This is a genomic window from Enterobacter sp. MALB-1 (assembly GCF_041021625.1).
Classification (GTDB): Bacteria; Pseudomonadota; Gammaproteobacteria; order Enterobacterales; family Enterobacteriaceae; genus Enterobacter; species Enterobacter oligotrophicus.
In genome coordinates, this window is sequence record NZ_JBDPJL010000001.1 from 2,086,450 (window position 1) to 2,111,437 (window position 24,988).

A 24,988-nucleotide genomic window follows, 5' to 3' on the forward strand; every position below is an offset into this window, starting at 1 on the left:
ACCTTCAAAATGAAAATGCCCAGGATTGTGCTGATATCAGCACTGGTTTCGTGCGCCCTGTTATCAGGCTGCAAAGACGATAAATCCTCTTCAGTCACCATTGAATTTATGCATTCGTCGGTGGAGCAGGAGCGTCAGGCCGTTATTACAAAACTCATTGAAAAATTTGAGAAAGAGAATCCTTCCATCACGGTGAAACAAGTTCCGGTGGAAGAGGATGCTTACAACACGAAAGTCATTACTCTGGCCCGCACTGGCGCACTGCCGGAAGTCATCGAAATCAGCCATGACTACGCCAAAGTGATGGATAAAGAGCAGCTTCTGGATCGCGATGCCATCGGCGAAGCCATTAAAGCCGTGGGTGAAGATACCTTCTACGACGGTATTTTGCGTGTCGTACGCACTGAAGACGGCGCAGCGTGGACAGGGGTGCCGATAAGCGCCTGGCTTTCTGGCGTCTGGTATCACAAAGACGTGCTCGCGGCAGCGGGTATCCAGGAGCCACATAACTGGGAGCAACTGCTGAAAGCCAGCCAGACGCTCAATAATCCGGCTAAAAAGCATTACGGCATCGCACTGCCTACCGCAGAAAGCGTGATGACTGAGCAGGCGTTTTCACAGTTTGCCCTTTCGGGTGGCGCAAACGTGTTTGATGCGAACGGCAATGTCGAAATCGATACGCCAGAAATGTCAAAAGCCCTGGCGTTTTATAAAGGTCTGGCAGCAACCACCATGCCAGGGTCGAACGATGTCATGGAGATCAAAGACGCCTTTATGAATGGCTCTGCGCCGATGGCCGTTTATTCCACTTATATCTTACCGGCCGTATTCAAAGAGGGCGATCCTGCCAATCTTGGGTTCGTGGTTCCGACAGAAAAATCTTCTGCAGTGTATGGCATGGTGACGTCCCTGACGATTACTACAGGTCAAACCGAGGATGAAACCAAAGCAGCGGAGAAATTTGTAACCTGGATGGAGCAGGCTCAGAACGCATCTGACTGGGTAATGATGTCGCCGGGCGCGGCGTTGCCTGTGAACAAGCTGGTGGTCGGTACAGATACCTGGAAGAACAACGAAGTGATTCAGGCATTTGGTCAACTGCCTTATGAACTGATCGCGCAGTTCCCGAACGTGCAGGTCTTTGGTGCCGTCGGTGACAAAAACTTCACCCGGATGGGCGACGTAACCGGGTCCGGCATTATCAGTTCTATGGTGCATAACGTCACGGTGGGTCAGCAGGATCTCAGTGCAACGTTAAGCAGCAGCCAGAAGCGGCTGACCGATCTGATTTCACAACGATAGGAGCGCTCTGCGGAAGGGAATTATGAAGACGTTGTTTTCTGGTCGTTCAGATATGCCTTTCGCCATGCTGCTGTTGGCCCCCAGCCTGATTTTGCTGGGGGGCCTGGTAGCCTGGCCAATGATTTCCAACATTGAAATCAGTTTTTTACGTTTACCGCTGAATCCGCGTATAAGCGCCGTTTTTGTCGGGCTGGATAACTACATCCGTATTTTGGGGGATGCCGCATTCTGGCACTCCTTATGGATGACATTCTGGTATACGGCGCTGGTCGTGGTTGGCAGTACCGGGTTGGGGCTGGCGGTCGCCATCTTCTTCAATCGTGAGTTTCGTCTGCGGAAAACAGCGCGTTCGCTGGTGATCCTCTCTTACGTCACGCCGTCGATTTCGCTGGTGTTTGCCTGGAAATATATGTTCAACAACGGCTACGGCATTGTGAACTATCTGGGCGTCGACCTGCTGCACCTGTATGACCACGCACCGCTGTGGTTCGACAATCCGGGCAGTAGCTTTGTTCTGGTCGTGCTGTTTGCCATCTGGCGCTACTTCCCGTATGCGTTTATCTCCTTCCTGGCCATTTTGCAGACGATTGATAAATCGTTGTACGAAGCAGCAGAAATGGACGGGGCCAACGCCTGGCAGCGTTTTCGCATCGTCACCTTACCCGCAATTATGCCGGTGCTGGCAACGGTGATAACGCTAAGAACCATCTGGATGTTCTACATGTTCGCAGATGTCTATCTGCTGACGACCAAGGTCGATATTTTGGGCGTCTATCTCTACAAGACAGCTTTCGCATTCAATGACCTGGGTAAAGCAGCCGCTATCTCTGTCGTGCTGTTTGTGATCATCTTCGCTGTGATTCTGCTGACCAGAAAAAGGGTAAACCTCAATGGCAACAAATAAACGCGCACTGGGCCGTATTGGTTTTTATCTGGGGCTGGCGGTGTTTCTGATTATCACGCTTTTTCCGTTCTTCGTGATGCTGATGACATCATTCAAGAGCGCAAAAGAGGCGATATCGTTGCACCCGACCATTCTGCCGCAGGAGTGGACGCTGCAGCATTACATCGACATCTTTAACCCGCTGATCTTCCCGTTTGTGGATTACTTCCGGAACAGCATGGTGGTGTCGCTCACCTCGTCGGTGATCGCGGTGTTCCTTGGCACGCTTGGCGCGTATGCATTATCCAAACTGCGTTTTAAAGGCCGCGCGACGATCAATGCGAGCTTTTACACCGTCTACATGTTCTCCGGGATTTTGCTGGTCGTGCCCCTGTTCAAAATCATTACCGCATTAGGCATTTATGATACCGAACTGGCGCTCATTATCACCATGGTGAGCCAGACATTGCCGACAGCGGTGTTTATGCTGCGCAGCTATTTCGACACCATCCCGGACGAAATAGAAGAAGCCGCGATGATGGATGGCCTGAATCGCCTGCAAATCATCTTCCGTATTACCGTGCCTCTGGCCATTTCGGGCCTCGTGTCGGTGTTTGTCTACTGCTTTATGGTGGCGTGGAACGACTATCTCTTCGCATCCATTTTCCTGTCCAGCGCCAGCAACTTTACGTTGCCAGTGGGGCTGAACACGCTCTTTAGCACGCCGGATTATATCTGGGGTCGCATGATGGCGGCATCGCTGGTGACGGCGCTTCCGGTGGTCATCATGTACGCATTGTCTGAACGGTTTATTAAAAGTGGTTTGACCGCCGGTGGCGTTAAGGGCTGAGGCGGCCAGGTTTAACAAGGAGTAAGTCATGAAGAAGTTAGTTGCAACAGCACCTCGTGTGGCGGCGCTGGTTGAATATGAAGATCGTCCTGTCGCAGGACATGAAGTTAAAATTCGCGCTCGCTTTGGCGCACCAAAACACGGCACTGAGGTGGTGGATTTTCGCGCGGCGAGTCCGTTTATCGATGAAGAGTTCAATGCGGAATGGCAAATGTTTACTCCGCGTGAAGAGGGCTCGGCTCGTGGTATTGAATTCGGCAAGTTCCAGCTGGGGAATATGATCGTTGGCGACATCATCGAATGTGGCGCTGATGTGACGGAATACCAGCTGGGCGACAGCGTCTGCTGCTACGCACCGCTGCAGGAAACCGTCATCGTGAATGCCGTCGACAACTACAAACTGCGCAAAATGCCTCAGGGCGCTTCCTGGAAAAACGCGGTTTGTTACGATCCGGCACAGTTCGCCATGAGCGGTGTACGCGATGCCAACGTGCGGGTAGGGGATTTCGTCGTTGTTGTCGGTCTGGGTGCCATTGGCCAGATAGCGATTCAACTGGCGAAAAAAGCCGGGGCTTCAATTGTTATCGGCGTCGATCCAATCGAACACCGCTGTGATATTGCCCGTCGCCATGGGGCAGATCACTGCCTGAATCCGATCGGTACGGATGTTGGTCTGGAAATCAAAAAACTGACCGGTAAGCAAGGCGCAGACGTCATCATCGAAACCAGTGGTTTTGCTGATGCACTGCAATCCGCGCTGCGCGGGCTCGCTTACGGCGGCACTATCTCCTATGTTGCTTTCGCAAAACCCTTTGCTGAGGGCTTCAATCTTGGGCGTGAAGCGCATTTTAATAACGCGAAGATTGTCTTTTCCCGTGCGGGCAGCGAGCCCAACCCGGATTACCCGCGCTGGAACCGCAAGCGTATCGAAGAGACCTGCTGGGAATTGCTGATGAACGGTTATCTCAACTGCGACGATCTGATTGACCCGGTTGTTACGTTTAGCGCCAGTGCTGAGAGCTACATGAAGTATGTTGATCAGCATCCGGAACTGAGCATCAAAATGGGCGTCACTTTCTAAGCTAAGGAGAGCAAACAATGAAAATCGCAACGCAAAATCAGGCCTTTTTCCCAACCACGATCCTTGAAAAATTCCAGTACATCAAAGCCATGGGGTTTGATGGCTATGAGATTGACGGCAAGCTGCTGGTAGACAATCTGGACGAGGTGAAAGCGGCCATCAAAGCCACCGGTTTACCCGTTACCACCGCATGCGGAGGCTACGACGGCTGGATTGGTGACTTCATCGAAGAGCGTCGTCTGAACGGTTTACAGCAGATCGAACGCATTCTTGAAGCGCTGGCAGACGTGGGCGGGAAGGGCATTATCGTGCCTGCCGCGTGGGGGATGTTCACCTTCCGTCTGCCGCCAATGACGTCACCACGCAGCCTGGACAGTGACCGGAAAGCGGTTAGCGCCTCGTTACGCTGGCTCGATGAGGTGGCGGCACGTACAGGGACCACCGTTTACCTTGAGCCGCTGAACCGCTATCAGGATCATATGATCAATACGCTGGCGGATGCGCGTCGTTATATCGAAGAAAACGCGCTGAAGCACGTACAGATTATCGGCGATTTTTATCATATGAACATTGAAGAAGACTCACTGACGGAGGCGCTGCATCGCAACCGCGATCTGCTGGGTCATGTGCATATTGCTGACAATCACCGTTACCAGCCGGGAAGCGGTAGCCTGGATTTTTCAGCGCTGTTCGATCAGCTGCGTGCCGACAATTATCAGGGCTATGTCGTGTATGAGTGCCGTGTACGCGCTGAAGATCCGGCACAGGCCTACCAGGACTCTCTCACGTATTTACGTGAATGCTAAGGATGGCGAGCGTGATGAGTGCTTCAACAACTTTGCCTCTGCGCGTCGCCATTATTGGTGCCGGGCAGGTAGCAGACAAAGTGCATGCCTCGTATTACGCCACGCGCAGTGATGTTCAGATGGTGGCTGTTATGGACAGCCGCCTTGAGCAGGCACAGGCGTTTGCGGAGCGTCATGCCATTCCTTCGGCATGGCAGGATGCAGGCGAAATGCTGCAGGCGGTCAAACCTGATGTGGTGAGCGTTTGTTCGCCTAACCGTTTTCATTTTGAGCATGTCATGGCGGCGCTGGAAGCCGGTTGCCATGTCATGTGTGAAAAACCACCGGCCATGACGCCGGAACAGGCCGATAGCATGCGAATTGCTGCCCGCAAAGCGGGAAAAGTGCTGGCCTATGATTTTCACCATCGCTTTGCGCTCGATACCCAGCTGCTGCGCGACGCCGTCATGAATGGCACCTTTGGCGAGATTTATTTCACCACAGCGCAGGCGTTACGTCGCTGTGGTGTACCCGGATGGGGTGTTTTTACCAATAAAACGCTGCAGGGAGGCGGGCCGCTTATTGATATTGGCATTCATATGCTTGATGCCGCGATGTACGTGCTGGGTTTCCCTGCCGTGAAGCGCGTATCAGCGCACAGTTTCCAGAAGCTCGGCAACAGTAAAAGCAGCGGCCAGTTCGGTGAGTGGGACCCTTCTCAGTTCACCGTGGAAGACGCGCTGTTCGGTACGATCGAGTTTTGCAATGGCGGCATACTGCGGCTGGATACCTCGTTCGCGCTCAATATCCGCGAGCAGTCCATCATGAATGTCGCATTTTGTGGCGAAAAAGCCGGGGCGACTTTGTTCCCGGCGCATATTTACCACGATGAAGCGGGTGTTTTACAGACCCTGATGCAGCGTGAGGAAGCCGATGACCAGCGGCATTTACGCAGTATGGATGCGTTCATCCGCCACGTTCTGGGAGAGCCGGTGATGATCGCTGACGCGGAGCAGGGGCTGGTTATCCAGCAGATTGTCGCTGCGTTGTATGAATCTGCGGAAAAAGGAGAGAGCGTGACGTTATGCTGAACCTGACTGTATTAACTGAACCCGCCTTCTGCCCTCACAGCCTGAATAAATACGCCTCTGTTATGGCATGTGGTAATGGCTATATGGGGATTCGCGCCACGCACGAGGAAGATTATACCCGCCAGACGCGGGGAATGTATCTTGCCGGGCTTTATCATCAGGCTGGTCGTAACGAGACCAATGAGCTGGTCAACCTGCCGGATATCATCGGCATTGATGTTGAGCTGGATGGCGAAAACTTTACCCTGCTGGCAGGAGAGATCCTCAACTGGCAACGTGAGCTGGCATTTTCCAACGGAGAACTGCGTCGCAGCGTACTCTGGCGTTCGTCAACGGGGAAAAGCTACCGTCTGGAGAGCCGCCGTTTTGTTTCGCTGGATCAACTGCCATTAGTGGCGATGCAGTTCTCCATCACACCTGTGGACGGCCCTGCGCAGATTGTATTGAAGACCGGCATCGATGCGACACAAACCAACAGCGGCAGGCAGCACCTGGATGAAATCTCGGTCAGAGTGTTCGATCAGCATTTTATGCAGGGCATATACGAAACGCAGGATCGTGCCTCAGATGTTGTGATTTCGGCGTACTGCAGCGTATCGCCAGATGCTGATAGCTGTTTCACCGCTAAAAACCGGCGTGTTACGTCGCACCATTCTGTCAATGTCGCCCAGGGTGACACCGTCACGTTAGACAAGCTGGTGTGGCTTACGCACCGCAGTGACAAGGCACTTTCGCAAGACTCCTTCGCCCGAAATGCGCTGTCTGAATTAAAGGTTTGCGCGGCACGCGGCTATGCGTCGTTGCTGGAAAGCTCCTCCTGCGCCTGGGAGAGTGTCTGGCGTGACAGCCGGGTCGACGTGATGTCTTCGGAACCTCAGGATCAGGTCGCGCTGGATTATGCTGTCTGGCACTTAACGGCCATGACGCCTGCGCATGACGAACGAAGCAGTATTGCCGCCAAAGGATTAACGGGGGAAGGGTATAAAGGGCATGTCTTCTGGGATACCGAAATTTTCCTTCTGCCTTTCCATCTTTTTACCCGACCACAGATCGCCCGCAGTCTTCTTCGTTACCGCTGGCTTAATCTGAGTGGAGCAAGAGAGAAAGCCCGACGCAATGGATGGCCCGGCGCGCTTTTCCCGTGGGAAAGTGCCGCGAGTGGGCAGGAAGAGACGCCGGAATTTGCGGCAATTAATATCCGAACCGGTATACGTCAGAAAGTGGCGTCCGCACTGGCTGAACACCATATTGTGGCGGATATCGCATGGGCCGTTGTCGCTTACTGGCAGGCGACTCATGATGATGTCTTCATGCGCAATGAAGGGCTAACGCTGCTGATGGAAACCGCAGCGTTCTGGATGGGGCGAGCCACGGAAGCGAATGGGCGGCTGGAAATCCATGACGTCATCGGGCCGGATGAATACACGGAGCATGTCAATAACAACGCCTATACCAACTATCTGGCCTGGCACAACGTCGCCAGCGCAGTGCGGTTTATGGCGATGTTTGAACGTCAGGATCGGCGCTTTACGGAAAACGCCGCGCGTTTCCTTGAACGCCTGTGGCTGCCGGAAGCCAATGACGATGGGGTTATCCCGCAGGATGACACCTTCCTGTCAAAACCGGCAATCGATCTAAGCCGGTATAAAGAGAAAGCGGGCAAGCAGACCATCCTGCTTGATTATTCGCGTGCAGAAGTTAACGAGATGCAGATCCTCAAGCAGGCGGATGTGGTAATGCTTAATTATCTGTTGCCGGAGCGGTTTACCGTTCAGCAGTGTGCGGCCAATCTGGCATTCTACGAGCCGCGCACGATCCATGACTCGTCACTGAGCAAAGCCATTCACGGGATTGTTTCCGCACGCGGTGGTGATACCGAAAGGGCATATGCCTTCTGGCGAGACGGCATTGCCATTGATTTAGGCGACGATCCTCACAGCAGTGATGACGGCATACACGCCGCTGCTACGGGTGCCATCTGGTCCGGGGTGATTCAGGGCTTTGCAGGTATTCAGATTATGGAAGGGGAGCTGCACCTTGCGCCCAAGCTCCCGGCACACTGGCAGAAACTCGCTTTTCCGCTGCGCTGGCGTAACGCGCGGATGCGCTTCATCTTTGAACAGGATGCAGTGACGGTCGAAACGTCTGCCCCCGTCTCGTTTTCGCTGTGGGGAACAACCCTTCGTGCTTGCGGGCATCACGTCTGGTCTTACAAGGATTTTCTTACATCCGATAATGGGACCGCTACCATGGAGGGGAGCCATGACGCTTAACGCTGTGATTTTCGATCTTGACGGGGTAATTACCGATACTGCCCACCTCCATTTTCTGGCCTGGCGTGAAGTGGCAATGGAAATTGGAATCACCTTCGACGAGGCCTTTAACGAACAACTGAAAGGGATAAGCCGCATGGATTCCCTGCAGCGCATCTTGCGGCATGGGGGCAAAGAGGGGGCGTTTGACGATAAACAACGTATGGCGCTCGCGGTTAAAAAAAATGAACTGTACGTCCAGTCGCTGGCATCGCTGACGCAGGCATCACTGCTGCCGGGAATTCGTGAGGTACTCATGGAAATCCGCAGGGCGAACGTCAAAATTGGCTTAGCATCGGTTTCCCTCAATGCGCCTCGTATTCTGCACGCGCTGGGCATTCACGCGGCCTTTGATTTCTGCGCTGACGCTTCCCGCATTGCCCGCTCAAAGCCGGACCCGGAGATTTTTCTCGCCGCCTGTGCGGGGCTGCATGTCCGTCCCGATGAGGCGATCGGCATTGAAGATGCTTCCGCGGGTGTCGAAGCTATCAACGCTGCGGGTATGTTGTCCGTAGGGATAGGGCCTGGTCTGGGTCATGCGGGGCTACAACTTCACTCAACGCGGGAACTGACCTGGGAATGCCTGACGGATTTCTGGACATCCCGGACCGTATTGAAAAGGAACTAACAATGGCTCAACTTTCACTGAAACATATTCAAAAAATCTATGATAACCAGGTTCACGTGGTTAAGGATTTTAACCTCGAAATCGAAGACAAGGAGTTTATTGTCTTTGTGGGTCCGTCAGGTTGCGGCAAATCGACAACGCTGCGAATGATTGCCGGGCTGGAGGAGATCAGCGCCGGGGAACTGGTGATTGATGGCGTGCGCATGAATGATGTACCCGCCAAGTCGCGTGATATCGCCATGGTTTTCCAGAATTACGCGCTTTATCCCCACATGACCGTCTATGACAACATGGCGTTCGGCCTGAAAATGCAAAAAATTGCGCCTGCGGTGATCGAAGAGCGTGTGACCTGGGCGGCGCAAATTCTGGGTTTACGTGACTATCTTAAGCGTAAGCCAGGGGCGTTGTCCGGTGGTCAACGTCAGCGCGTGGCGCTGGGCAGGGCGATCGTGCGTGAAGCCGGTGTATTCCTGATGGATGAACCGTTGTCTAACCTTGACGCAAAGCTCCGTGTTCAGATGCGGGCGGAGATCAGCAAGCTGCACCAGAAGCTGAATACCACCATGATCTACGTGACTCACGATCAGACGGAAGCCATGACCATGGCGACCCGCATTGTGATCCTCAAGGATGGCATCATTCAGCAGGTGGGCGCGCCAAAACAGGTTTACAACGAGCCTGCGAACATGTTTGTGGCGGGCTTTATTGGTTCACCTGCGATGAACTTTATCCGTGGCGCGATTGATGGCCGTTATTTTGTTACGGAAACGCTGCACATTGAGATCCCGGAATCGACCCTTGCAATGCTTAATGCCAGGGGATATCAGCGTAAAGCGATCGTATTTGGGATCAGACCTGAAGATATTCTTACGGAATCACAACACGGTAAGGGCATTGCCGCGAAGGTCAGTGTTGCTGAGTTAACGGGTGCTGAATTCATGCTTTATGCCACCGTCGGCGGGCATGAACTGGTTGTTCGTGCCGCTGCAGCGAATGATTATGCCGCAGGCGATAATATTGGCATTCAGTTCGATATGAGTAAATGCCATTTCTTCGATGCTGATACTGAAGCTGCTATTAAATAAAAAAAGATGTTTGCCGGAAATAATTATTTCCGGTTTTTTTATTGTTTAATTATAAAGGAATATCTTAATGAGTACTCTACTAAGAAGTGCTGCGTTCGTTATGTGCGCAGGGGTAAGTTGCGCCCAGGCGACAGAAACGGCAAAACACTGGGATTTTAATATTGGTGCCATGTATGAAATTGAAAACGTCGAAGGTCAGGGCGACGATAAAGATGGATTATATGAACCTTCCGTGTGGTTTAACGCTACCTGGGATGCATGGACAATTTCACTGGCCATGTATCAGGAAGGCCCTGTTGATTACAGCAGTATGACCCGCGGGACCTATTTCGATCGCCCTGAGTTTGAATTACGTTATCGCTTTATTGGCACAGATGACTTTACGTTTGGTCTGACCGGTGGTTTTCGTAATTATGGTTATCACTTTAAAGATGAACACGGTGCTAAAGACGGCAGCGCGAATATGCAGCGCTACAAAATTCAGCCAGACTGGGATATTAAGTTAACCGATGACTGGCGTTTTGGTGGTTGGTTTGCAATGTACCAGTTTGCGAATGATCTGGAAAAAACCGGTTATTCTGACAGCCGTGTCGAAACGGAAACTGGCTTTACCTGGACGATAAATGAAACCTTCTCGGCTAAAGTTAACTATTATTTAGAGCGTGGTTTCAATATGGATAGTTCGCGTAATAATGGCGAGTTTTCCACGCAGGAAATTCGTGCCTATCTGCCGATTGCGTTAGGCAATACCACGCTTACCCCTTACACCCGACTGGGGCTTGACCGCTGGTCAAACTGGGACTGGCAGGACGATCCTGAGCGCGAAGGGCATGACTTTAACCGTCTGGGTTTACTGTATGCCTATGATTTCAGCAATGGTTTATCCATGACGCTGGAATACGCTTATGAATGGGAAAACCATGACGAAGGCGATAGCGATCGCTTCCATTATGCGGGGGTTGGCGTAAATTACGCATTCTGACGGGCAATCCACCAGGGGCTATCGGCCCCTGGTTTTAGCAAAGAGAGGCGGCAATCGTAAAATGCGTATCCACCAGTACACTCTGGGGCGCTGGTTTTCCCGCGATGCGCTTGAACAGCAGGTCACAACTCTCTTCCCCTAGCTTACGTGTCGGGATATCAAAACCACCAGGGGTTGGTGTCAGGATCAGCGACAGCATGGGATCGCTGTATCCTGCAACTGCAATCTGTTCAGGGATCATCAGATTTAACTCATCCGCGGCCCGATAGAGTCCGAGCAGTTTCATACTGTCCGTAGCAAATACCGCATCCGGTGGGTTGGCAGACGACAACAACTGGCAGGCCGCGGTGAGAGCATTTTCGTGAGTATATCCGCCGTCGATGATCCACTCCGGGTTAATCGCGATGTTATGCTTTTCCAGGCTGGCCTTATAACCTGCTAGACGATCAATCGACACGTGGTAATTAAGGGGAGCATGCAGGCAGGCAATTTTACGGCGACCGTGTGTGATAAATGTGTCCGTCAGCGTGAAGCTGTCATGGAAATTATCGGTATCGACGGAGTAGATGTTCTGATAATCCCCCTCCACTTTGCCAATAACGACAACCGGGACGCCATATGCATCCAGCCTTGAGAAAAAGGACTCATTTGCTGGTGAGCTTAGCATGATAATCCCTTTAATCATTTTCTGTTTTATTTTGTTTTCACATTTCAGGAGATCGTCTTCACTGCTTTTTGACGTTTGTAAAATAACGTCAAAACCTTCCTGTTCCGCTTTCGCGGTAATGGCGTGAAGAACATCGGAGAAAAAGGGATTTCCGGCAGTTGTTTTTGTTGAGCGGGTCGAGATAACCATAATGGCATCAAAGCCAGAAGAGGTTAGTGCGCGGGCAAGTTTATTGGGTTGATAATTTAATTCTTCAATCGCCTTCAGCACTTTTTCGCGGGCTTCTGGAGAAATATTCGTTTGTTTATTCAGAACTCTGGACACGGTTGATTTCGAAACGCCAGCAACGCGCGCAATATCATAGATGGTGGGTGACATACACCTTACTCACTCCTGACAGACAGCAATTGCGTTCATCTTACTGGAGAGAAAACGGCAATAGCAATAATTATGAATTGATAATCAACGATCTGCCCCAATTTATTGTATTCTGAAGCAAGTCATTCCAGGCTTCCAGGCAATGAAGGACGGCGATGAAGCGACTTAAAAACGAACTCAATTCTCTGGTGAACCGTGGCGTTGATCGCCATTTACGTCTCGCGGTGACCGGGCTAAGCCGTAGCGGTAAGACGGCATTTATCACGGCGATGGTGAACCAGCTATTGAACCTGCACTCGGGGGCACGTTTGCCGTTGCTCAGCGCGGTGCGGGAAGAGCGCCTGCTTGGCGTTAAGCGTGTCCCACAGCGTGATTTTGGTATTCCTCGGTTTACCTATGATGAAGGTCTGGCGCAGCTGTACGGTGAGCCACCGGCCTGGCCAACGCCGACACGAGGCGTTAGCGAAATCCGTCTTGCGCTGCGTTATCGGTCCAATGAATCACTGATGCGCCACTTTAAAGATACCTCCACGCTCTATCTTGAAATAGTGGATTACCCTGGCGAATGGCTACTTGATTTGCCTATGCTGGCGCAGGATTATCTGAGCTGGTCCCGGCAGATGACGGGCCTGTTACAGGGACAACGTGCGGAGTGGTCGGCGAAATGGCGACAGCTTTGCGCGGATTTAGATCCTCTGGCTCCGGCAGATGAAAATCGTCTGGCACAAATTGCAGAAGCCTGGACAGCGTATCTGCACCAGTGTAAGCAAGAAGGTTTACATTTCATTCAGCCGGGGCGTTTTGTCCTGCCGGGCGATCTGGCCGGAGCGCCTGCACTTCAGTTTTTCCCGTGGCCGGATGTAGACGGCGCAGGGGAGTCAACGCTGGCCCAGGCAGGCAAACATACCAATGCCGGCATGCTCCGCGAGCGTTACCACTACTACTGCGAAAAAGTGGTGAAGGGGTTCTATAAGAACCACTTTTTACGCTTTGACCGCCAGATTGTGCTGGTGGACTGTCTGCAGCCGCTCAACAGCGGGCCGCAGGCGTTTAACGATATGCGTCTTGCACTGACGCAGTTAATGCAAAGTTTCCACTACGGGCAGCGCACGCTGTTCCGTCGCCTTTTTTCTCCGGTCATCGACAAGCTGCTGTTTGCGGCTACCAAGGCCGATCATGTTACGGTCGATCAGCATGTCAATATGGTGTCACTGCTGCAGCAACTGGTGCAGGATGCCTGGCAAAACGCCGCTTTTGAAGGGATCAGCATGGATTGCCTGGGGCTGGCGTCGGTACAGGCGACCCAGAGCGGACTGATTGACGTTAACGGCGAGAAAATCCCGGCACTGCGTGGCAATCGTCTCAGTGATGGTAAACCGCTTACCGTCTACCCCGGCGAAGTGCCTGCCCGTTTGCCTGGGCAGGCTTTCTGGCAGGGGCAGGGCTTCCAGTTTGAAGCATTTCGCCCGCAGGCCATGAATGTTGACCAGCCATTGCCGCATATTCGTCTGGATGCGGCGCTGGAATTTTTGATTGGAGATAAATTGCGATGACGGAACCGTTAAAACCGCGCATTGATTTTTCCGGGCCGCTTGAGCAAACGCAGCCGGAGGCGTTTAAAACGGCGCAGACCTTCAACGGCACGCAGGCAGACAATTTTGCGCCAGCACTCACGGAAGAGCCATTTGTTGAAGAAGGACCAGCAGAAGCCGTCGTTGACGCTGCATTGCGCCCGAAACGCAGCCTGTGGCGCAAAATGATCACCGCCGGACTGACACTTTTCGGTGTGAGCGTCATCGGCCAGGGTGTGCAGTGGGGAATCAACGCCTGGCAAACCCAGGACTGGGTTGCACTGGGCGGTTGCGCTGCCGGGGCATTGATTGTTGGCGCGGGTGTCGGGTCGGTTGCGACCGAGTGGCGACGCCTGTGGCGTTTGCGGCAGCGTGCGCACGAGCGTGACGAAGCGCGGGATTTATTACACAGCCACGGAACCGGTAAAGGGCGTGCATTCTGTGAAAAACTGGCGAGTCAGGCAGGGATTGACCAGTCGCATCCGGCGCTTCAACGCTGGTATGCCGCCATCCATGAAACCCAGAACGATCGGGAAGTGGTTACGCTCTATTCCCACATGGTGCAGCCGGTACTGGATGCTCAGGCGCGCCGTGAGATCAGCCGGTCAGCCGCTGAATCCACGCTGATGATTGCCGTCAGCCCGCTGGCGCTGGTGGATATGGCGTTTATCGCCTGGCGTAACCTGCGCCTGATTAATCGTATCGCCAGGCTTTATGGCATTGAGCTTGGCTACTACAGCCGCCTGCGACTGTTCAAACTGGTCCTACTGAATATCGCCTTTGCGGGTGCCAGCGAGCTGGTGCGCGAAGTAGGAATGGACTGGATGTCGCAGGACCTGGCCGCGCGCCTGTCAGCGCGTGCGGCGCAGGGGATAGGTGCGGGTCTGCTGACCGCCCGCTTAGGCATTAAAGCGATGGAAGTGTGCCGTCCGCTACCGTGGATTGACGGCGATAAACCGCGACTGGGCGATTTTCGTCGTGAATTGATTGGGCAGCTTAAAGAGACGCTCAATAAAAAACCGGACCAGTGACTGTTTTGTATACTAATCGTGCTGGCTGTCAATATTTGTTGACAGCCATCTTCCCGATCACCGTGATCTGACATATTATTTTAATGTTATTGGCTTAAACGGTGAATTTCCCATGCGTCTGGAAGTCTTTTGTGAAGACCGTCTCGGTCTGACCCGTGAGTTACTCGATCTTCTTGTTTTACGTAGCATTGATTTACGTGGCATTGAGATCGACCCTGTCGGGCGAATTTACCTCAATTTTGCCGAAATTGAATTTAACACCTTCAGTAGCCTGATGGCGGAAATCCGCCGTATCGCTGGCGTTACGGATGTCCGCACGATCCCCTGGATGCCGTCAGAGCGTGAGCACCTGGCGCTGAGTGCATTGCTGGAAGCGATGCCGGAACCGTTCCTGTCGCTCGATCTGAAAAGTAAGGTTGAGCGTGTCAATCTGGCGAGCTGCCAGCTGTTCGCGCAGAGCCAGGAAAAGCTCAGCAACCACCACGCCACGCAGCTTATTTCCGGCTTTAATTTCCAGCGCTGGCTGGACAGTAACCCGCAGAACACCCACAGCGAGCATGTCGTGATAAACGGGCAGAATTTCCTGATGGAGATTACGCCGGTGTATCTGAAAGGAGAAAACGACACCCGCGTACTGACCGGTGCGGTGATTATGCTACGCTCCACCGTTCGCATGGGACGTCAGCTGCAGAATCTCTCCAGCCAGGATGTGGGAGCGTTCAGCCAGATCATTGCGGTGAGTCCAAAGATGCGCCATGTGGTTGATCAGGCGCGTAAACTCGCGAATCTTACCGCGCCGCTGCTGATTACAGGTGATACCGGCACCGGTAAGGATTTACTGGCTCATGCAGTGCATCAGGCCAGTCCGCGTGCGTCAAAACCGTATCTGGCGCTGAACTGTGCGTCGATCCCTGAAGATGCCGTGGAAAGCGAACTGTTCGGCCATGCGCCGGAAGGGAAAAAAGGGTTCTTCGAACAGGCGAACGGTGGCTCGGTACTGCTGGATGAGATCGGTGAAATGTCTCCTCGCATGCAGGCCAAACTGCTGCGCTTCCTGAATGACGGGACGTTTCGCCGTGTCGGGGAGGATCATGAGGTGCATGTTGATGTGCGCGTGATTTGCGCGACTCAGAAAAACCTGGTTGAACTGGTTCAGAAAGGCGTGTTCCGCGAAGATCTCTATTATCGTCTGAATGTACTGACGCTTACTATCCCGCCACTGCGCGATTGTCCTCAGGATATCATGCCGCTGACGGAGCTGTTTGTGGCGCGTTTCGCCGACGAGCAGGGCGTGCCGCGTCCGAAACTCTCCGCTGATTTGGGGACGGTGCTGACGCGCTACGCCTGGCCGGGCAACATTCGCCAGTTGAAAAATGCGGTCTATCGCGCGTTGACGCAGCTTGAAGGGTACGAATTGCGTCCGCAGGATATCCTGTTGCCGGATTACGATGCGGGCACGGTGTCGGTGGGCGAAGAGGCGATGGAAGGCTCGCTGGATGATATCACCAGCCGATTCGAGCGCTCGGTGTTAACACAGCTTTATCGCAGCTATCCGAGTACCCGTAAGCTGGCCAAGCGTCTTGGCGTATCGCATACCGCAATTGCGAATAAGCTGCGCGAGTATGGACTGAACCAGAAAAAAAGTGATGAGTAAAAAAAAGCCTCTGCAAAGAGGCTTTTTTATGTTTACGCTTTCAGCACGCTGAGCGCCGCGGTGTAATCCGGCTCGGTGGTAATTTCATTTACCAGCTCGCTGAACACGACGTTGTCGTTTTCATCGATGACCAGAACTGCACGCGCCGCCAGGCCTTTCAGGGGGCCTTCTGCAATGCTAACACCGTATTTCTCAAGGAAATCCGGGCTGCGCAACGTGGAAAGGGTGATGACATTGCTCAGACCTTCTGCACCGCAGAAACGAGACTGGGCAAACGGCAGGTCAGCAGAAATGCACAATACAACGGTGTTGTCCATTTCAGTCGCCAGCTGGTTGAATTTGCGCACGGACGCGGCGCAAACGCCGGTATCGATGCTTGGGAAAATGTTCAGGACTTTGCGTTTGCCAGCAAACTGGCTCAACGTGACGTCAGACAGATCTTTAGCCACCAGAGTGAAAGGCTGTGCTTTGCTACCAGACTGCGGAATGGAACCTGCAACAGCAACCGGGTTGCCCTGGAAATGAACGAGTTGTGACATAGATATCTTCCTGTTTACAAATAGTTAACGTCGTGGCTAGTGTATGCCAACAGCAGATAACACGGCAAACCAATTTTTTGCCTTACCGGGCCGCAAGGAGTCAGTGATGAGAAGTGTTAAGGTCTATGAAGAAGCCTGGCCATTGCATACCCCGTTTGTGATCTCCCGCGGCAGCCGAAGCGAAGCCTGCGTGGTGGTGGTCGAAATAGAAGAAGACGGCGTAAAGGGCGTGGGGGAATGTACGCCGTATCCCCGTTACGGTGAGAGCCTTGCCTCAGTGATGGCGCAAATCATGACGCTGGTGCCAGATCTGCAAACCGGCCTCACGCGTGAGTCGCTTCAGCGGCGATTACCTGCCGGTGCAGCCCGTAATGCTATCGACTGTGCACTCTGGAGCCTGGAAGCCGTTCAGCACCAGCAATCCATTCCGTCTGTGCAGGGTGTTACGCTTCCGGATTCGGTAGTCACGGCGCAAACGGTGGTGATTGGCGAGCCTGAACAGATGGCGGCGAGTGCGAAAGCGCTGGCCGATTCTGGTGCGACGCTGCTGAAGGTAAAACTTGACGATCGTTTAATCAGTGAACGGATGGTCGCCATTCGTGCGGCGGTGCCGGAGGCTACTCTGATTGTCGATGCCAACGAGTCATGGCATAGCGAAGGACTGGCAGCGCGATGCCAGCTACTGGCCGATCTGGGTGTCGCCATGCTGGAACAGCCGTTGCCGGCAAATGAAGATGCTGCACTGGCGAATTTTATTCATCCTTTGCCCATCTGTGCGGATGAAAGTTGCCACACGCGTGAGAGCCTTCCCGCGCTGAAAGGTCGCTATGAGATGGTGAATATTAAACTCGATAAAACTGGTGGCTTAACTGAAGCCCTGGCCCTGGCTGAGGAAGCGCAAGCGCAGGGATTTGCCTTAATGCTGGGCTGTATGTTGTGTACATCCAGGGCGATCGGTGCGGCGTTACCGCTGGTGAATAAGGTGCGTTTTGCCGATCTGGATGGCCCAACCTGGCTGGCAGTAGACGTTTCGCCAGCCCTGAAGTTTACTACCGGCGTGCTTCACCTTTAAGGCTGCCACCGCAGGAGCCCTGTCATTGCCTTGAGGTATTTTTCGCTTGCCTCATCGGAGGATATTGGCGGGAATTCTGCGGTGATGCAGTGTAAACCCAGGTCGGCGCACCAGCTACCAAACGAGCCGGGCGTTTCATAGCCAACGCTGGTGACGAGGGGAAGGGCAAACGCCTCTGCCAGCCACTGACCAAGCGCCGTATGGCGGGGATCTTCAATACAGGCCAGTGGATCGTGGAAAGAGACAACCCAGGCGGGGTGGATCTTATGAATAAGCTGGCACAACGCCTGTGTCTCCGGTTCTGAGCCTGGTTTTTCACCCGTTAATAAGACAACGTCACGCTCCTCGGCTGAACTGTTCCAGCGATACACCGTTTCACCGGCACGCCAGTTTGCCGCCGGGAAATTCCGGTTTAAGTCGATACCACGTGCATTAGCGCGTAGTCCAAGCTGGCAGCCATCCGGGTTGACGGTCAATATAACGTGATGACGGCGTAGCTCGGGAGCGAGGGTGCGCAGTGCACACGACAGCGTCACGATGGAGGCGTTCTCGTCGCCGTGTGTGCCTGCAATGATTAAACCACTATTACGATCGGCCTCAGGTGCCGGAAACCATATTAGCGGCGCGCCTAAAAATGAGCGGCCATAATGCTCGGTTCCAGGTGGAAAAGCGCCACGTTCTGTTCTTGGTCTGGTGAGGGTCATAGGTGATCCTGATAATGAAATCTCTTCTGGCAGTGTTGTGCAAAACTCACGGTTAATCAAATAGTTTCCGTGCGCGCGGAAAATTGCCGGATATCAACTTTCCGGATGAAGATATTTGCATTTCTCTCTGTCGAAACAAATAATTACGCATCTGCCCGTTACCTGACGTCTAAAAGGAAATCTCATGAAGCATCCTGTTTCGCTGCTTTGCTCTGCGCTGTGGTTGTGCGGACTCTCTTCATTCTCTTATGCTGCTGACGTGCCACAGGGAACGGTACTGGCGCAAAAACAGGAACTGGTTCGGCATATCAAAGATGAACCTGCATCGCTTGATCCGGCAAAAGCCGTGGGATTACCGGAAATTCAGGTGATCCGTGACCTTTATGAAGGACTGGTGAACCAAAACGAAAAAGGGGAGTTGATCCCCGGTGTCGCGACTCGCTGGCAAAGTAGTGATAACCGCGTCTGGACGTTCTCCCTGCGTGATAATGCCAAATGGTCTGATGGTACTCCGGTAACGGCGCAGGATTTTGTCTATAGCTGGCAGCGTCTGGTGGACCCAAAAACGACCTCTCCCTTTGCCTGGTTTGCTGCACTGGCGGGCATTAAGAATGCACAGGCGATAATCGATGGTAAAGCGGCTCCGGATACGCTTGGCGTAACGGCGGTGGATGCTAAAACATTGCGCGTTCAACTGGATAAGCCGCTACCGTGGTTCAGTAACCTGACGGCTAGCTTTGCATTCTATCCGGTACAGAAGGCCAACGTTGAAAGCGGCAAAGCGTGGACGCGCCCTGGTGCCCTGGTGGGTAACGGCGCTTATGTCCTGAAAGATCGCGTGGTCAATGAAAAGCTGGTTGTTGAACCGAACGAGTATTACTGGGATAACGCCAGAACGGTTCTAAAAAAAGTGACTTTTGTCCCAATCAATCAGGAGTCTTCAGCAACCAAACGTTATCTTGCGGGTGATATTGATATCACCGAATCATTCCCGAAAAATCTGTACCAGAAGCTGAAAAAAGATATTCCGGGGCAGGTGTATACGCCGCCGCAACTGGGGACTTATTACTACGCATTTAACACACAGAAAGGCCCAACCGCCGATGCGCGGGTACGTCTGGCGCTGAGTATGACCATCGATCGCCGGATTATGGCGGAAAAAGTGTTAGGAACCGGTGAAAAACCGGCATGGCATTTTACGCCGGACGTCACGGCCGGTTTTACGCCGGAAACTTCGCCTTTTGAACAGATGTCACAGCAGGAACTCAATGCGCAGGCAAAAACATTATTGCAGGCGGCAGGCTATGGCTCACAGCGTCCGCTGAAGCTGACGTTGCTTTACAACACCTCTGAAAACCATCAGAAAATTGCCATTGCCGTGGCATCCATGTGGAAGAAAAATCTGGGCGTTGACGTCAAATTGCAGAACCAGGAGTGGAAAACGTACATTGATAGCCGCAATACCGGGAGTTTTGACGTGATCCGCGCCTCATGGGTTGGAGATTACAATGAGCCATCAACGTTCCTGTCACTGCTGACGTCAACCCACAGCGGCAATATCTCCCGGTTCAACGACCCTGTGTACGATAAGATAATCAACCAGGCAACACTTGAAACCACCGAGAAGGCGCGAAATGCAGAGTATAACAAGGCTGAGAAGCTCCTTGCTGAAAAAGCACCGATAGCGCCCATTTACCAGTACACCAATGGTCGTTTGATCAAACCGTGGGTGAAAGGGTATCCGATTAATAATCCGGAAGATGTGGCGTATAGTCGTACAATGTATATTGAGAAGCACTGATGAATACCGGTTGCCTGCTGACGCCAGGCAACCACCACTAAATCCAGAGCTGGCAAGCACCCGATCTTTCTTACTCCCTCCCGCCAAAGCAAACTGTAATTTTCTGATGTATTCATTGTCCTTAATATGCTGCTCGTAAAAAACAACCGGCAGAATAGTATTGATACGAGAAATACCCTTCAAAAATACATTTGTATCAGGATTGCAGGCATGCATTTTGTTTAACCAGAGACGCCTCTGGACGTTTTATCTGTATTAACGTAAAGACTAACACCCATTCTGAAGTCCAGTTTTGGACTATTTCCCTGTTGTCACCTGTAACAAAATGAGTCGATAGCACAACGTGATTCCGTTCCGTATTTTAGCGTTAGTGGCTATCGCTGTTTGCGGATTATATTGATTTGGATCAGGTAATGATCAAACTTAAACAATAAGTCTGTTTATTTTCTTGATAACAGCTATTCGCTCCACTTTTTTGTGAATAAATAGTCAAAATTTCGTAACCTGAGTGCTTATCTGGCATTCTTCGTTGTTTACATTTAGTGGAAAATTCTTAAGAAATTTCCTATAGCAGATCTTTGATCTGGTAAGTTGATCTATACCGGTCTTTTGTTCTACTATGGGTTTGTAAAGAAGCGTCGTTCACTCAACAATTATTTCTTAAATGGAAAGGGACAGCTATGGCCGATACGTTCCAGAATGAAGTGCCTAAGGCACGCATCAATTTAAAATTAAGTCTGCACACAGGGGGCGCACAGAAAAAAGTCGAGCTGCCGCTTAAACTCCTTACCGTGGGTGATTTCAGTAATGGCAAAGAAAACCGCCCATTATCTGAAAGAGAAAAAATCAACGTCAATAAAAATAACTTCAACAGCGTACTTTCAGAATTTAACCCGGAAGTGAATCTCACCGTTCAGAATACCCTGGCGGGTGACGGTTCGGAAGAGAGCGTTAAGTTACATTTTTCCGATATGAAAGATTTCGAGCCTGAGCAGGTCGCCCGTCAAATTCCCCAGCTCCGCGCCATGCTGGCCATGCGTAATTTATTACGCGACCTGAAATCCAACCTGCTGGATAACGCCACTTTCAGAAAAGAACTTGAGAAAATTCTTAAAGACCCGGCGCTGTCTCAGGAATTACGCGACGAAATGAGTGCGCTGGCCCCGAAATAAGCGGTGCGCGTTTTTTAATGGATTAACCGGGAATATGCTTATGTCTGTGAAAACTGAAAACGCCTCCGCTCAGGGGCAAAATACCGTACTGGAAAAAGAGAGCGTTTACGCCTCTCTGTTTGAGAAAATTAACCTGACTCCGGCTTCCAGCCTGGGCGATATTAATGACTTCCTTGATGATGCCGCACTGTCCGATGCGCCTGCGGGTGAACGTCTGACGGCAGCGATGCAGGTCTTTATGGACTGTATCCGCAAATCGGGCCAGCAGGTGGATAAGCTCGACAAAACGCTGATTGACCACCATATCGCGGAACTGGATTTCCAGATCAGCCGCCAACTGGATGCGGTAATGCACCACGAAGCGTTCCAGAAAGTGGAATCCCTGTGGCGTGGCCTGAAACAACTGGTTGACAACACCGATTACCGCCAGAATGTCAAAACTGAAATCCTGGACGTCTCCAAAGACGATCTGCGCCAGGATTTTGAAGACGCACCGGAACTGATCCAGAGTGGCCTGTACTGGCATACCTACACCGCCGAATATGACACCCCTGGCGGTGAGCCGATTGGTTCGGTCATCTCCTCGTATGAATTTGACGCCAGCCCGCAGGACATTGCGCTGTTACGCAATATCTCCAAAGTCTCTGCTGCCGCGCATATGCCGTTTATCGGCTCCGTTGGCCCGAAATTCTTCCTGAAAGAGTCGATGGAAGACGTCGCCGCCATCAAGGATACCCACTGTACTTTCAAATGAACAGTTACAGTCGCTTCGACAGAAGTCTCCTTCCCCTGAGGAGGGCATTAAACACACACAGCAGCAGTTAGCACAGCTTTCTCAGCTAAAACCGGACTGGGCAGTCAGCTATGGCGACAGTCTGGTACAGCAGGCACTGACACTGTGGCCGGAGCAGGCAAAACCGCTGGCGCAGCGTTGGCAACAGCAGATGACGGCCACCGCGCTTTCGCCTGAAAGTCTGAATGGCTGGTATCAGGGGATGCAGCAACTGCAGCAGCTGACAAACCGGCTTAATGCGCTGGATGAGCAAAAGGGCAAGTACATAACCGTGAGTGAACTGAAATCAGCGGTTTTTGCCATGACGCAGTCATTTAACAGTACCATTCCGCTGGAAGAACAGTTGCGCCAGTTATCCGCTATCCCGGAAGAGCAGATTAAGAGCGCAGTCCAGCAAAAGCAGGCAGAACAGCATCTGCAGCAACTGATTGCCCGCTATGCGCTCCTGAAACAAAAAATGCCGGAACAAGAGTAATCAGTTTAGGAAATATCGCGCCAGAAACGTCGATTTGAGAGAAAACAGGGACGACGACATGTCAGCCAGAGAACGATTTTTTAAAAAAGTACAGCAAAACACTGAGATCATACCGCCCGGTAAAAAAACAGCTGAAGCCGAAATCCGGGCATTTTGCCAGCGGATGGATGATCTGGCTCAGCAAATTACCGAGTGGTTTGCCCATTCGGGTATTGAGGTAGTTTTAGCCACTAAACATATCCATGATCTGAGCACGATCGGCTTCAGCCTCAGTAGCGGTATATGTCGCTATAACATCACCACTATCCGCTTACAGAATGGTGAGCGGAGCGTCAGCATTATTCCTGAACAGCTCTGCCGTGACGGAGAGGTGGGTTATGTGAAGATGTGCGTTGAGGCCTGCGGTATCTGCCAGGTGTTTTATCTGAGCATGGCACCGAAAAAGGGTTGGTTTATCCGTCGTGAGCATCAGGACACAAAAGAGAATATTCTCATGACGGAAAATCTCTTCTTCCAGGCTGTCGACAGGCTGGCCTGAATGTATACCGCCTTCGTCAGAAATAAAAATCCCAAAAGAGTACGGGCGAAATAAATTTTTTTGATTCGCTAACCGCCATAAACGTACGTTATGGAGCCTCGATTGTGGGGTAGAGACTATTTTCAAAATACTCCACGACGAGCCATATTTCGCCACTGAAGATAAACCACAAGCCAAATATGATAAGGCTCAAAATAATTAAGATGAGTATTATTTCTGTTTTTCCCATCGCAGACTCTACCCACCTGAAGTTTGTCTCATTTAGGTGGGCATTGTAGCGAGGCTTCACTTATTACTCCAGTTTCATGCTGCCAGCACTTTGTTTCGGCCATCATTTTTGGCGCGATAAAGCGCATCATCCACGCGTTTAAACAGGTCATCAATGCTTTCCCCCTGATTATGCCGCGCAACGCCGATGCTGACAGTGAAACGAGGCAGGCCGGGGATCGTAATATGCGCCACGGCAACGCGAATGGTTTCCGCAATCTGCATCGCGTTCTCAAGCGTGGTGCGTGGCAGCAGGAGCACAAATTCTTCACCGCCCCAGCGGAACACAAAATCATCTTTGCGGCTGCAGGCTTCCAGAGTACGGGAAAGGGAGATAAGCACTTCATCACCCTTGAGGTGCCCAAAGATGTCATTGATCTCTTTGAAATGATCGGTATCTACCAGCAGCAGGCTAAACTGCTGTTGTGCGGGAAGGTGCGAGGGGGTGATTTGTTCAGTGATATTGTAAAACTGGCGGCGATTCAACAGGCCAGTCATGGAATCGCGCAAGGCAGCGTGTTCCAGTTCCTGCTCCAGCCGCTTCTGTTCCGTAATATCATGAATGATGCACAGCATTAGCTTATCGCCGTAGATCTCAATCGGTCCGGCATAGGTCTGAACGTGACGCGTTGTGCCGTCGGCAAGTCGATGCACAAAGTTAAGCGGTTTATGACCTCCCGGAAGGCTGGCGATTTCAGTCATGACGGGCAGGATATCGCGGCCCAGCGTATTAATTTCCCAGGTATGTTTGCGGCACATCTCCTCGTGGGCGTAGCCGTAAAAATGAAGCGCGGCAAGATTTGCATCAACGATTTGACCGTCCCTGGCGGGATCGATCAACAGCATGGGGGCGCTGTTAGTAAGGAAAAAGCGTGCGTAGAATCCCTGTTTTTTACGCTGGTAGGTAGCTGAACGACTGGCCTTAAGCCCTGCGTTGACCTGCGGTGAGAGGCCTTCAAAAACAATCACTTCTCCATGCGGTTCTGCACAGGTAAGCGTCAGGCGGCAACTTAGCGTGGTTTCCTGTTTATCACGCCATACCGTCCAGATTTCAACGATTTCCTGATTAGCTTTAAGATCGGGAACGTACATAGTGAGCAGGGTTTGTGCTTTTGCGGAATACATACCACTGCGCATATCGTCCAGGGTTTTATCGCGCATCACCTTTGTTGCGGCTGCATTGGCAAATATAATATTTTCCGAAACCGGGGATACCAGCCACACGGGCGTTTTAATGAAGTTAAGCGCATCAAAGCAATATTGCGGCATAGGGAATTCCTGTACATCAGCACGGTGTACTTGCGATCACGACGGAATTGACTCGCGT

General features: G+C 52.1%; 22 protein-coding genes and 2 pseudogenes. 19 read left to right on the forward strand and 5 right to left on the reverse strand.

Going from position 1 to position 24,988, the window contains the following annotated elements; genetic code table 11:
- The first annotated feature begins 9 nt into the window (after positions 1 to 9).
- From ABGB15_RS09960 to ABGB15_RS10005, 10 genes are all read left to right on the forward strand, one after another.
- Positions 10 to 1,302 (forward strand): ABC transporter substrate-binding protein, encoded by a 1,293-nt coding sequence (locus ABGB15_RS09960; RefSeq protein ID WP_152081262.1) that lies wholly within the window; start codon positions 10 to 12, stop codon positions 1,300 to 1,302.
- A gap of 22 nt (positions 1,303 to 1,324) precedes the next feature.
- Positions 1,325 to 2,206, forward strand: coding sequence for a carbohydrate ABC transporter permease (locus ABGB15_RS09965; protein ID WP_152081261.1), 882 nt, complete (start codon positions 1,325 to 1,327; stop codon positions 2,204 to 2,206).
- Positions 2,193 to 3,035 carry a carbohydrate ABC transporter permease gene (locus ABGB15_RS09970; protein ID WP_369064171.1) on the forward strand — a complete coding sequence of 281 codons (843 nt, stop codon included), beginning with the start codon at positions 2,193 to 2,195 and terminating at the stop codon, positions 3,033 to 3,035. The genes ABGB15_RS09965 and ABGB15_RS09970 overlap by 14 nt, the downstream gene beginning before the upstream one ends.
- Before the next feature lie 28 nt (positions 3,036 to 3,063).
- Positions 3,064 to 4,116 (forward strand): zinc-binding alcohol dehydrogenase, encoded by a 1,053-nt coding sequence (locus ABGB15_RS09975; RefSeq protein ID WP_215722165.1) that lies wholly within the window; start codon positions 3,064 to 3,066, stop codon positions 4,114 to 4,116.
- 17 nt (positions 4,117 to 4,133) lie between these two features.
- Positions 4,134 to 4,922: a sugar phosphate isomerase/epimerase family protein gene (locus ABGB15_RS09980; protein WP_369064172.1), complete on the forward strand. Its 789-nt coding sequence runs from the start codon at positions 4,134 to 4,136 to the stop codon at positions 4,920 to 4,922.
- An 11-nt stretch (positions 4,923 to 4,933) separates the two neighbouring features.
- Positions 4,934 to 5,992 (forward strand): Gfo/Idh/MocA family protein, encoded by a 1,059-nt coding sequence (locus ABGB15_RS09985; protein ID WP_215722163.1) that lies wholly within the window; start codon positions 4,934 to 4,936, stop codon positions 5,990 to 5,992.
- Positions 5,986 to 8,265 (forward strand): glycoside hydrolase family 65 protein, encoded by a 2,280-nt coding sequence (locus ABGB15_RS09990; protein ID WP_215722162.1) that lies wholly within the window; start codon positions 5,986 to 5,988, stop codon positions 8,263 to 8,265. Before ABGB15_RS09985 ends, ABGB15_RS09990 begins: the two co-directional genes overlap by 7 nt.
- Positions 8,255 to 8,932 (forward strand): beta-phosphoglucomutase, encoded by a 678-nt coding sequence (gene pgmB / locus ABGB15_RS09995; protein WP_152081255.1) that lies wholly within the window; start codon positions 8,255 to 8,257, stop codon positions 8,930 to 8,932. Before ABGB15_RS09990 ends, pgmB begins: the two co-directional genes overlap by 11 nt.
- Before the next feature lie 2 nt (positions 8,933 to 8,934).
- Positions 8,935 to 10,017, forward strand: a complete 1,083-nt coding sequence (locus tag ABGB15_RS10000) for an ABC transporter ATP-binding protein (RefSeq protein WP_215722161.1) — start codon at positions 8,935 to 8,937, stop codon at positions 10,015 to 10,017.
- 67 nt (positions 10,018 to 10,084) lie between these two features.
- The gene (locus ABGB15_RS10005) at positions 10,085 to 10,999 is read left to right on the forward strand and encodes an OmpG family monomeric porin (protein ID WP_215722160.1); all 915 of its coding nucleotides are present in this window, start codon (positions 10,085 to 10,087) and stop codon (positions 10,997 to 10,999) included.
- 34 nt (positions 11,000 to 11,033) lie between these two features.
- Here ABGB15_RS10005 and ABGB15_RS10010 read toward each other — a convergent pair whose 3' ends face one another.
- The gene (locus tag ABGB15_RS10010; protein WP_215722159.1) at positions 11,034 to 12,044 is read right to left on the reverse strand and encodes a LacI family DNA-binding transcriptional regulator; all 1,011 of its coding nucleotides are present in this window, start codon (positions 12,042 to 12,044) and stop codon (positions 11,034 to 11,036) included.
- A 155-nt stretch (positions 12,045 to 12,199) separates the two neighbouring features.
- Here ABGB15_RS10010 and ABGB15_RS10015 point away from each other — a divergent pair, with 155 nt between their 5' ends.
- The 3 genes from ABGB15_RS10015 to tyrR all read left to right on the forward strand — a co-directional run bounded on the left by ABGB15_RS10015 (position 12,200) and on the right by tyrR (position 16,300).
- Positions 12,200 to 13,597 (forward strand): YcjX family protein, encoded by a 1,398-nt coding sequence (locus tag ABGB15_RS10015; RefSeq protein WP_152081252.1) that lies wholly within the window; start codon positions 12,200 to 12,202, stop codon positions 13,595 to 13,597.
- The gene (locus ABGB15_RS10020) at positions 13,594 to 14,646 is read left to right on the forward strand and encodes a TIGR01620 family protein (protein ID WP_369064173.1); all 1,053 of its coding nucleotides are present in this window, start codon (positions 13,594 to 13,596) and stop codon (positions 14,644 to 14,646) included. The genes ABGB15_RS10015 and ABGB15_RS10020 overlap by 4 nt, the downstream gene beginning before the upstream one ends.
- Positions 14,647 to 14,758: 112 nt before the next feature.
- Complete coding sequence (tyrR, locus tag ABGB15_RS10025; protein ID WP_152081250.1) at positions 14,759 to 16,300, forward strand: transcriptional regulator TyrR; 1,542 nt, start codon at positions 14,759 to 14,761, stop codon at positions 16,298 to 16,300.
- Between the two features lie 32 nt (positions 16,301 to 16,332).
- On the opposite strand, the gene tpx is transcribed toward tyrR, so the two are convergent.
- Positions 16,333 to 16,839: a thiol peroxidase gene (tpx, locus tag ABGB15_RS10030; RefSeq protein WP_152081249.1), complete on the reverse strand. Its 507-nt coding sequence runs from the start codon at positions 16,837 to 16,839 to the stop codon at positions 16,333 to 16,335.
- A 106-nt stretch (positions 16,840 to 16,945) separates the two neighbouring features.
- Between tpx and ycjG the strand changes: the two genes are divergently transcribed.
- The gene (gene ycjG, locus ABGB15_RS10035) at positions 16,946 to 17,911 is read left to right on the forward strand and encodes an L-Ala-D/L-Glu epimerase (protein ID WP_152081248.1); all 966 of its coding nucleotides are present in this window, start codon (positions 16,946 to 16,948) and stop codon (positions 17,909 to 17,911) included.
- Here ycjG and mpaA read toward each other — a convergent pair.
- Positions 17,908 to 18,615, reverse strand: coding sequence for a murein tripeptide amidase MpaA (gene mpaA, locus ABGB15_RS10040; RefSeq protein WP_152081247.1), 708 nt, complete (start codon positions 18,613 to 18,615; stop codon positions 17,908 to 17,910). The genes ycjG and mpaA overlap by 4 nt on opposite strands.
- Before the next feature lie 184 nt (positions 18,616 to 18,799).
- On the opposite strand from mpaA, the gene ABGB15_RS10045 reads away from it, so the two are divergent.
- The 5 genes and pseudogenes from ABGB15_RS10045 (at position 18,800) to ABGB15_RS10065 (ending at position 23,394) form a co-directional block, all read left to right on the forward strand.
- The gene (locus tag ABGB15_RS10045) at positions 18,800 to 20,416 is read left to right on the forward strand and encodes an ABC transporter substrate-binding protein (RefSeq protein WP_369064174.1); all 1,617 of its coding nucleotides are present in this window, start codon (positions 18,800 to 18,802) and stop codon (positions 20,414 to 20,416) included.
- Positions 20,417 to 21,096: 680 nt separating this feature from the next.
- A complete protein-coding gene (gene tssB, locus ABGB15_RS10050; protein ID WP_152081245.1) occupies positions 21,097 to 21,588 on the forward strand; it encodes a type VI secretion system contractile sheath small subunit in 492 nt (163 codons plus the stop codon).
- A gap of 34 nt (positions 21,589 to 21,622) precedes the next feature.
- Positions 21,623 to 22,321, forward strand: a pseudogene (locus ABGB15_RS10055) (type VI secretion system contractile sheath large subunit); the annotation flags it as partial.
- A pseudogene (locus tag ABGB15_RS10060) lies at positions 22,314 to 22,856 on the forward strand (VasL domain-containing protein); the annotation flags it as partial. The pseudogenes ABGB15_RS10055 and ABGB15_RS10060, both read left to right, overlap by 8 nt.
- Before the next feature lie 58 nt (positions 22,857 to 22,914).
- Positions 22,915 to 23,394, forward strand: coding sequence for a hypothetical protein (locus tag ABGB15_RS10065; RefSeq protein ID WP_215722145.1), 480 nt, complete (start codon positions 22,915 to 22,917; stop codon positions 23,392 to 23,394).
- An 88-nt stretch (positions 23,395 to 23,482) separates the two neighbouring features.
- Here ABGB15_RS10065 and ABGB15_RS10070 read toward each other — a convergent pair whose 3' ends face one another.
- Positions 23,483 to 23,623, reverse strand: coding sequence for an Ecr family regulatory small membrane protein (locus ABGB15_RS10070; RefSeq protein ID WP_215722401.1), 141 nt, complete (start codon positions 23,621 to 23,623; stop codon positions 23,483 to 23,485).
- Positions 23,624 to 23,697: 74 nt separating this feature from the next.
- Entirely contained in the window at positions 23,698 to 24,930 is a 1,233-nt protein-coding gene (locus ABGB15_RS10075) for a sensor domain-containing diguanylate cyclase (protein WP_215722144.1), read from the reverse strand.
- Positions 24,931 to 24,988 lie beyond the last annotated feature (58 nt).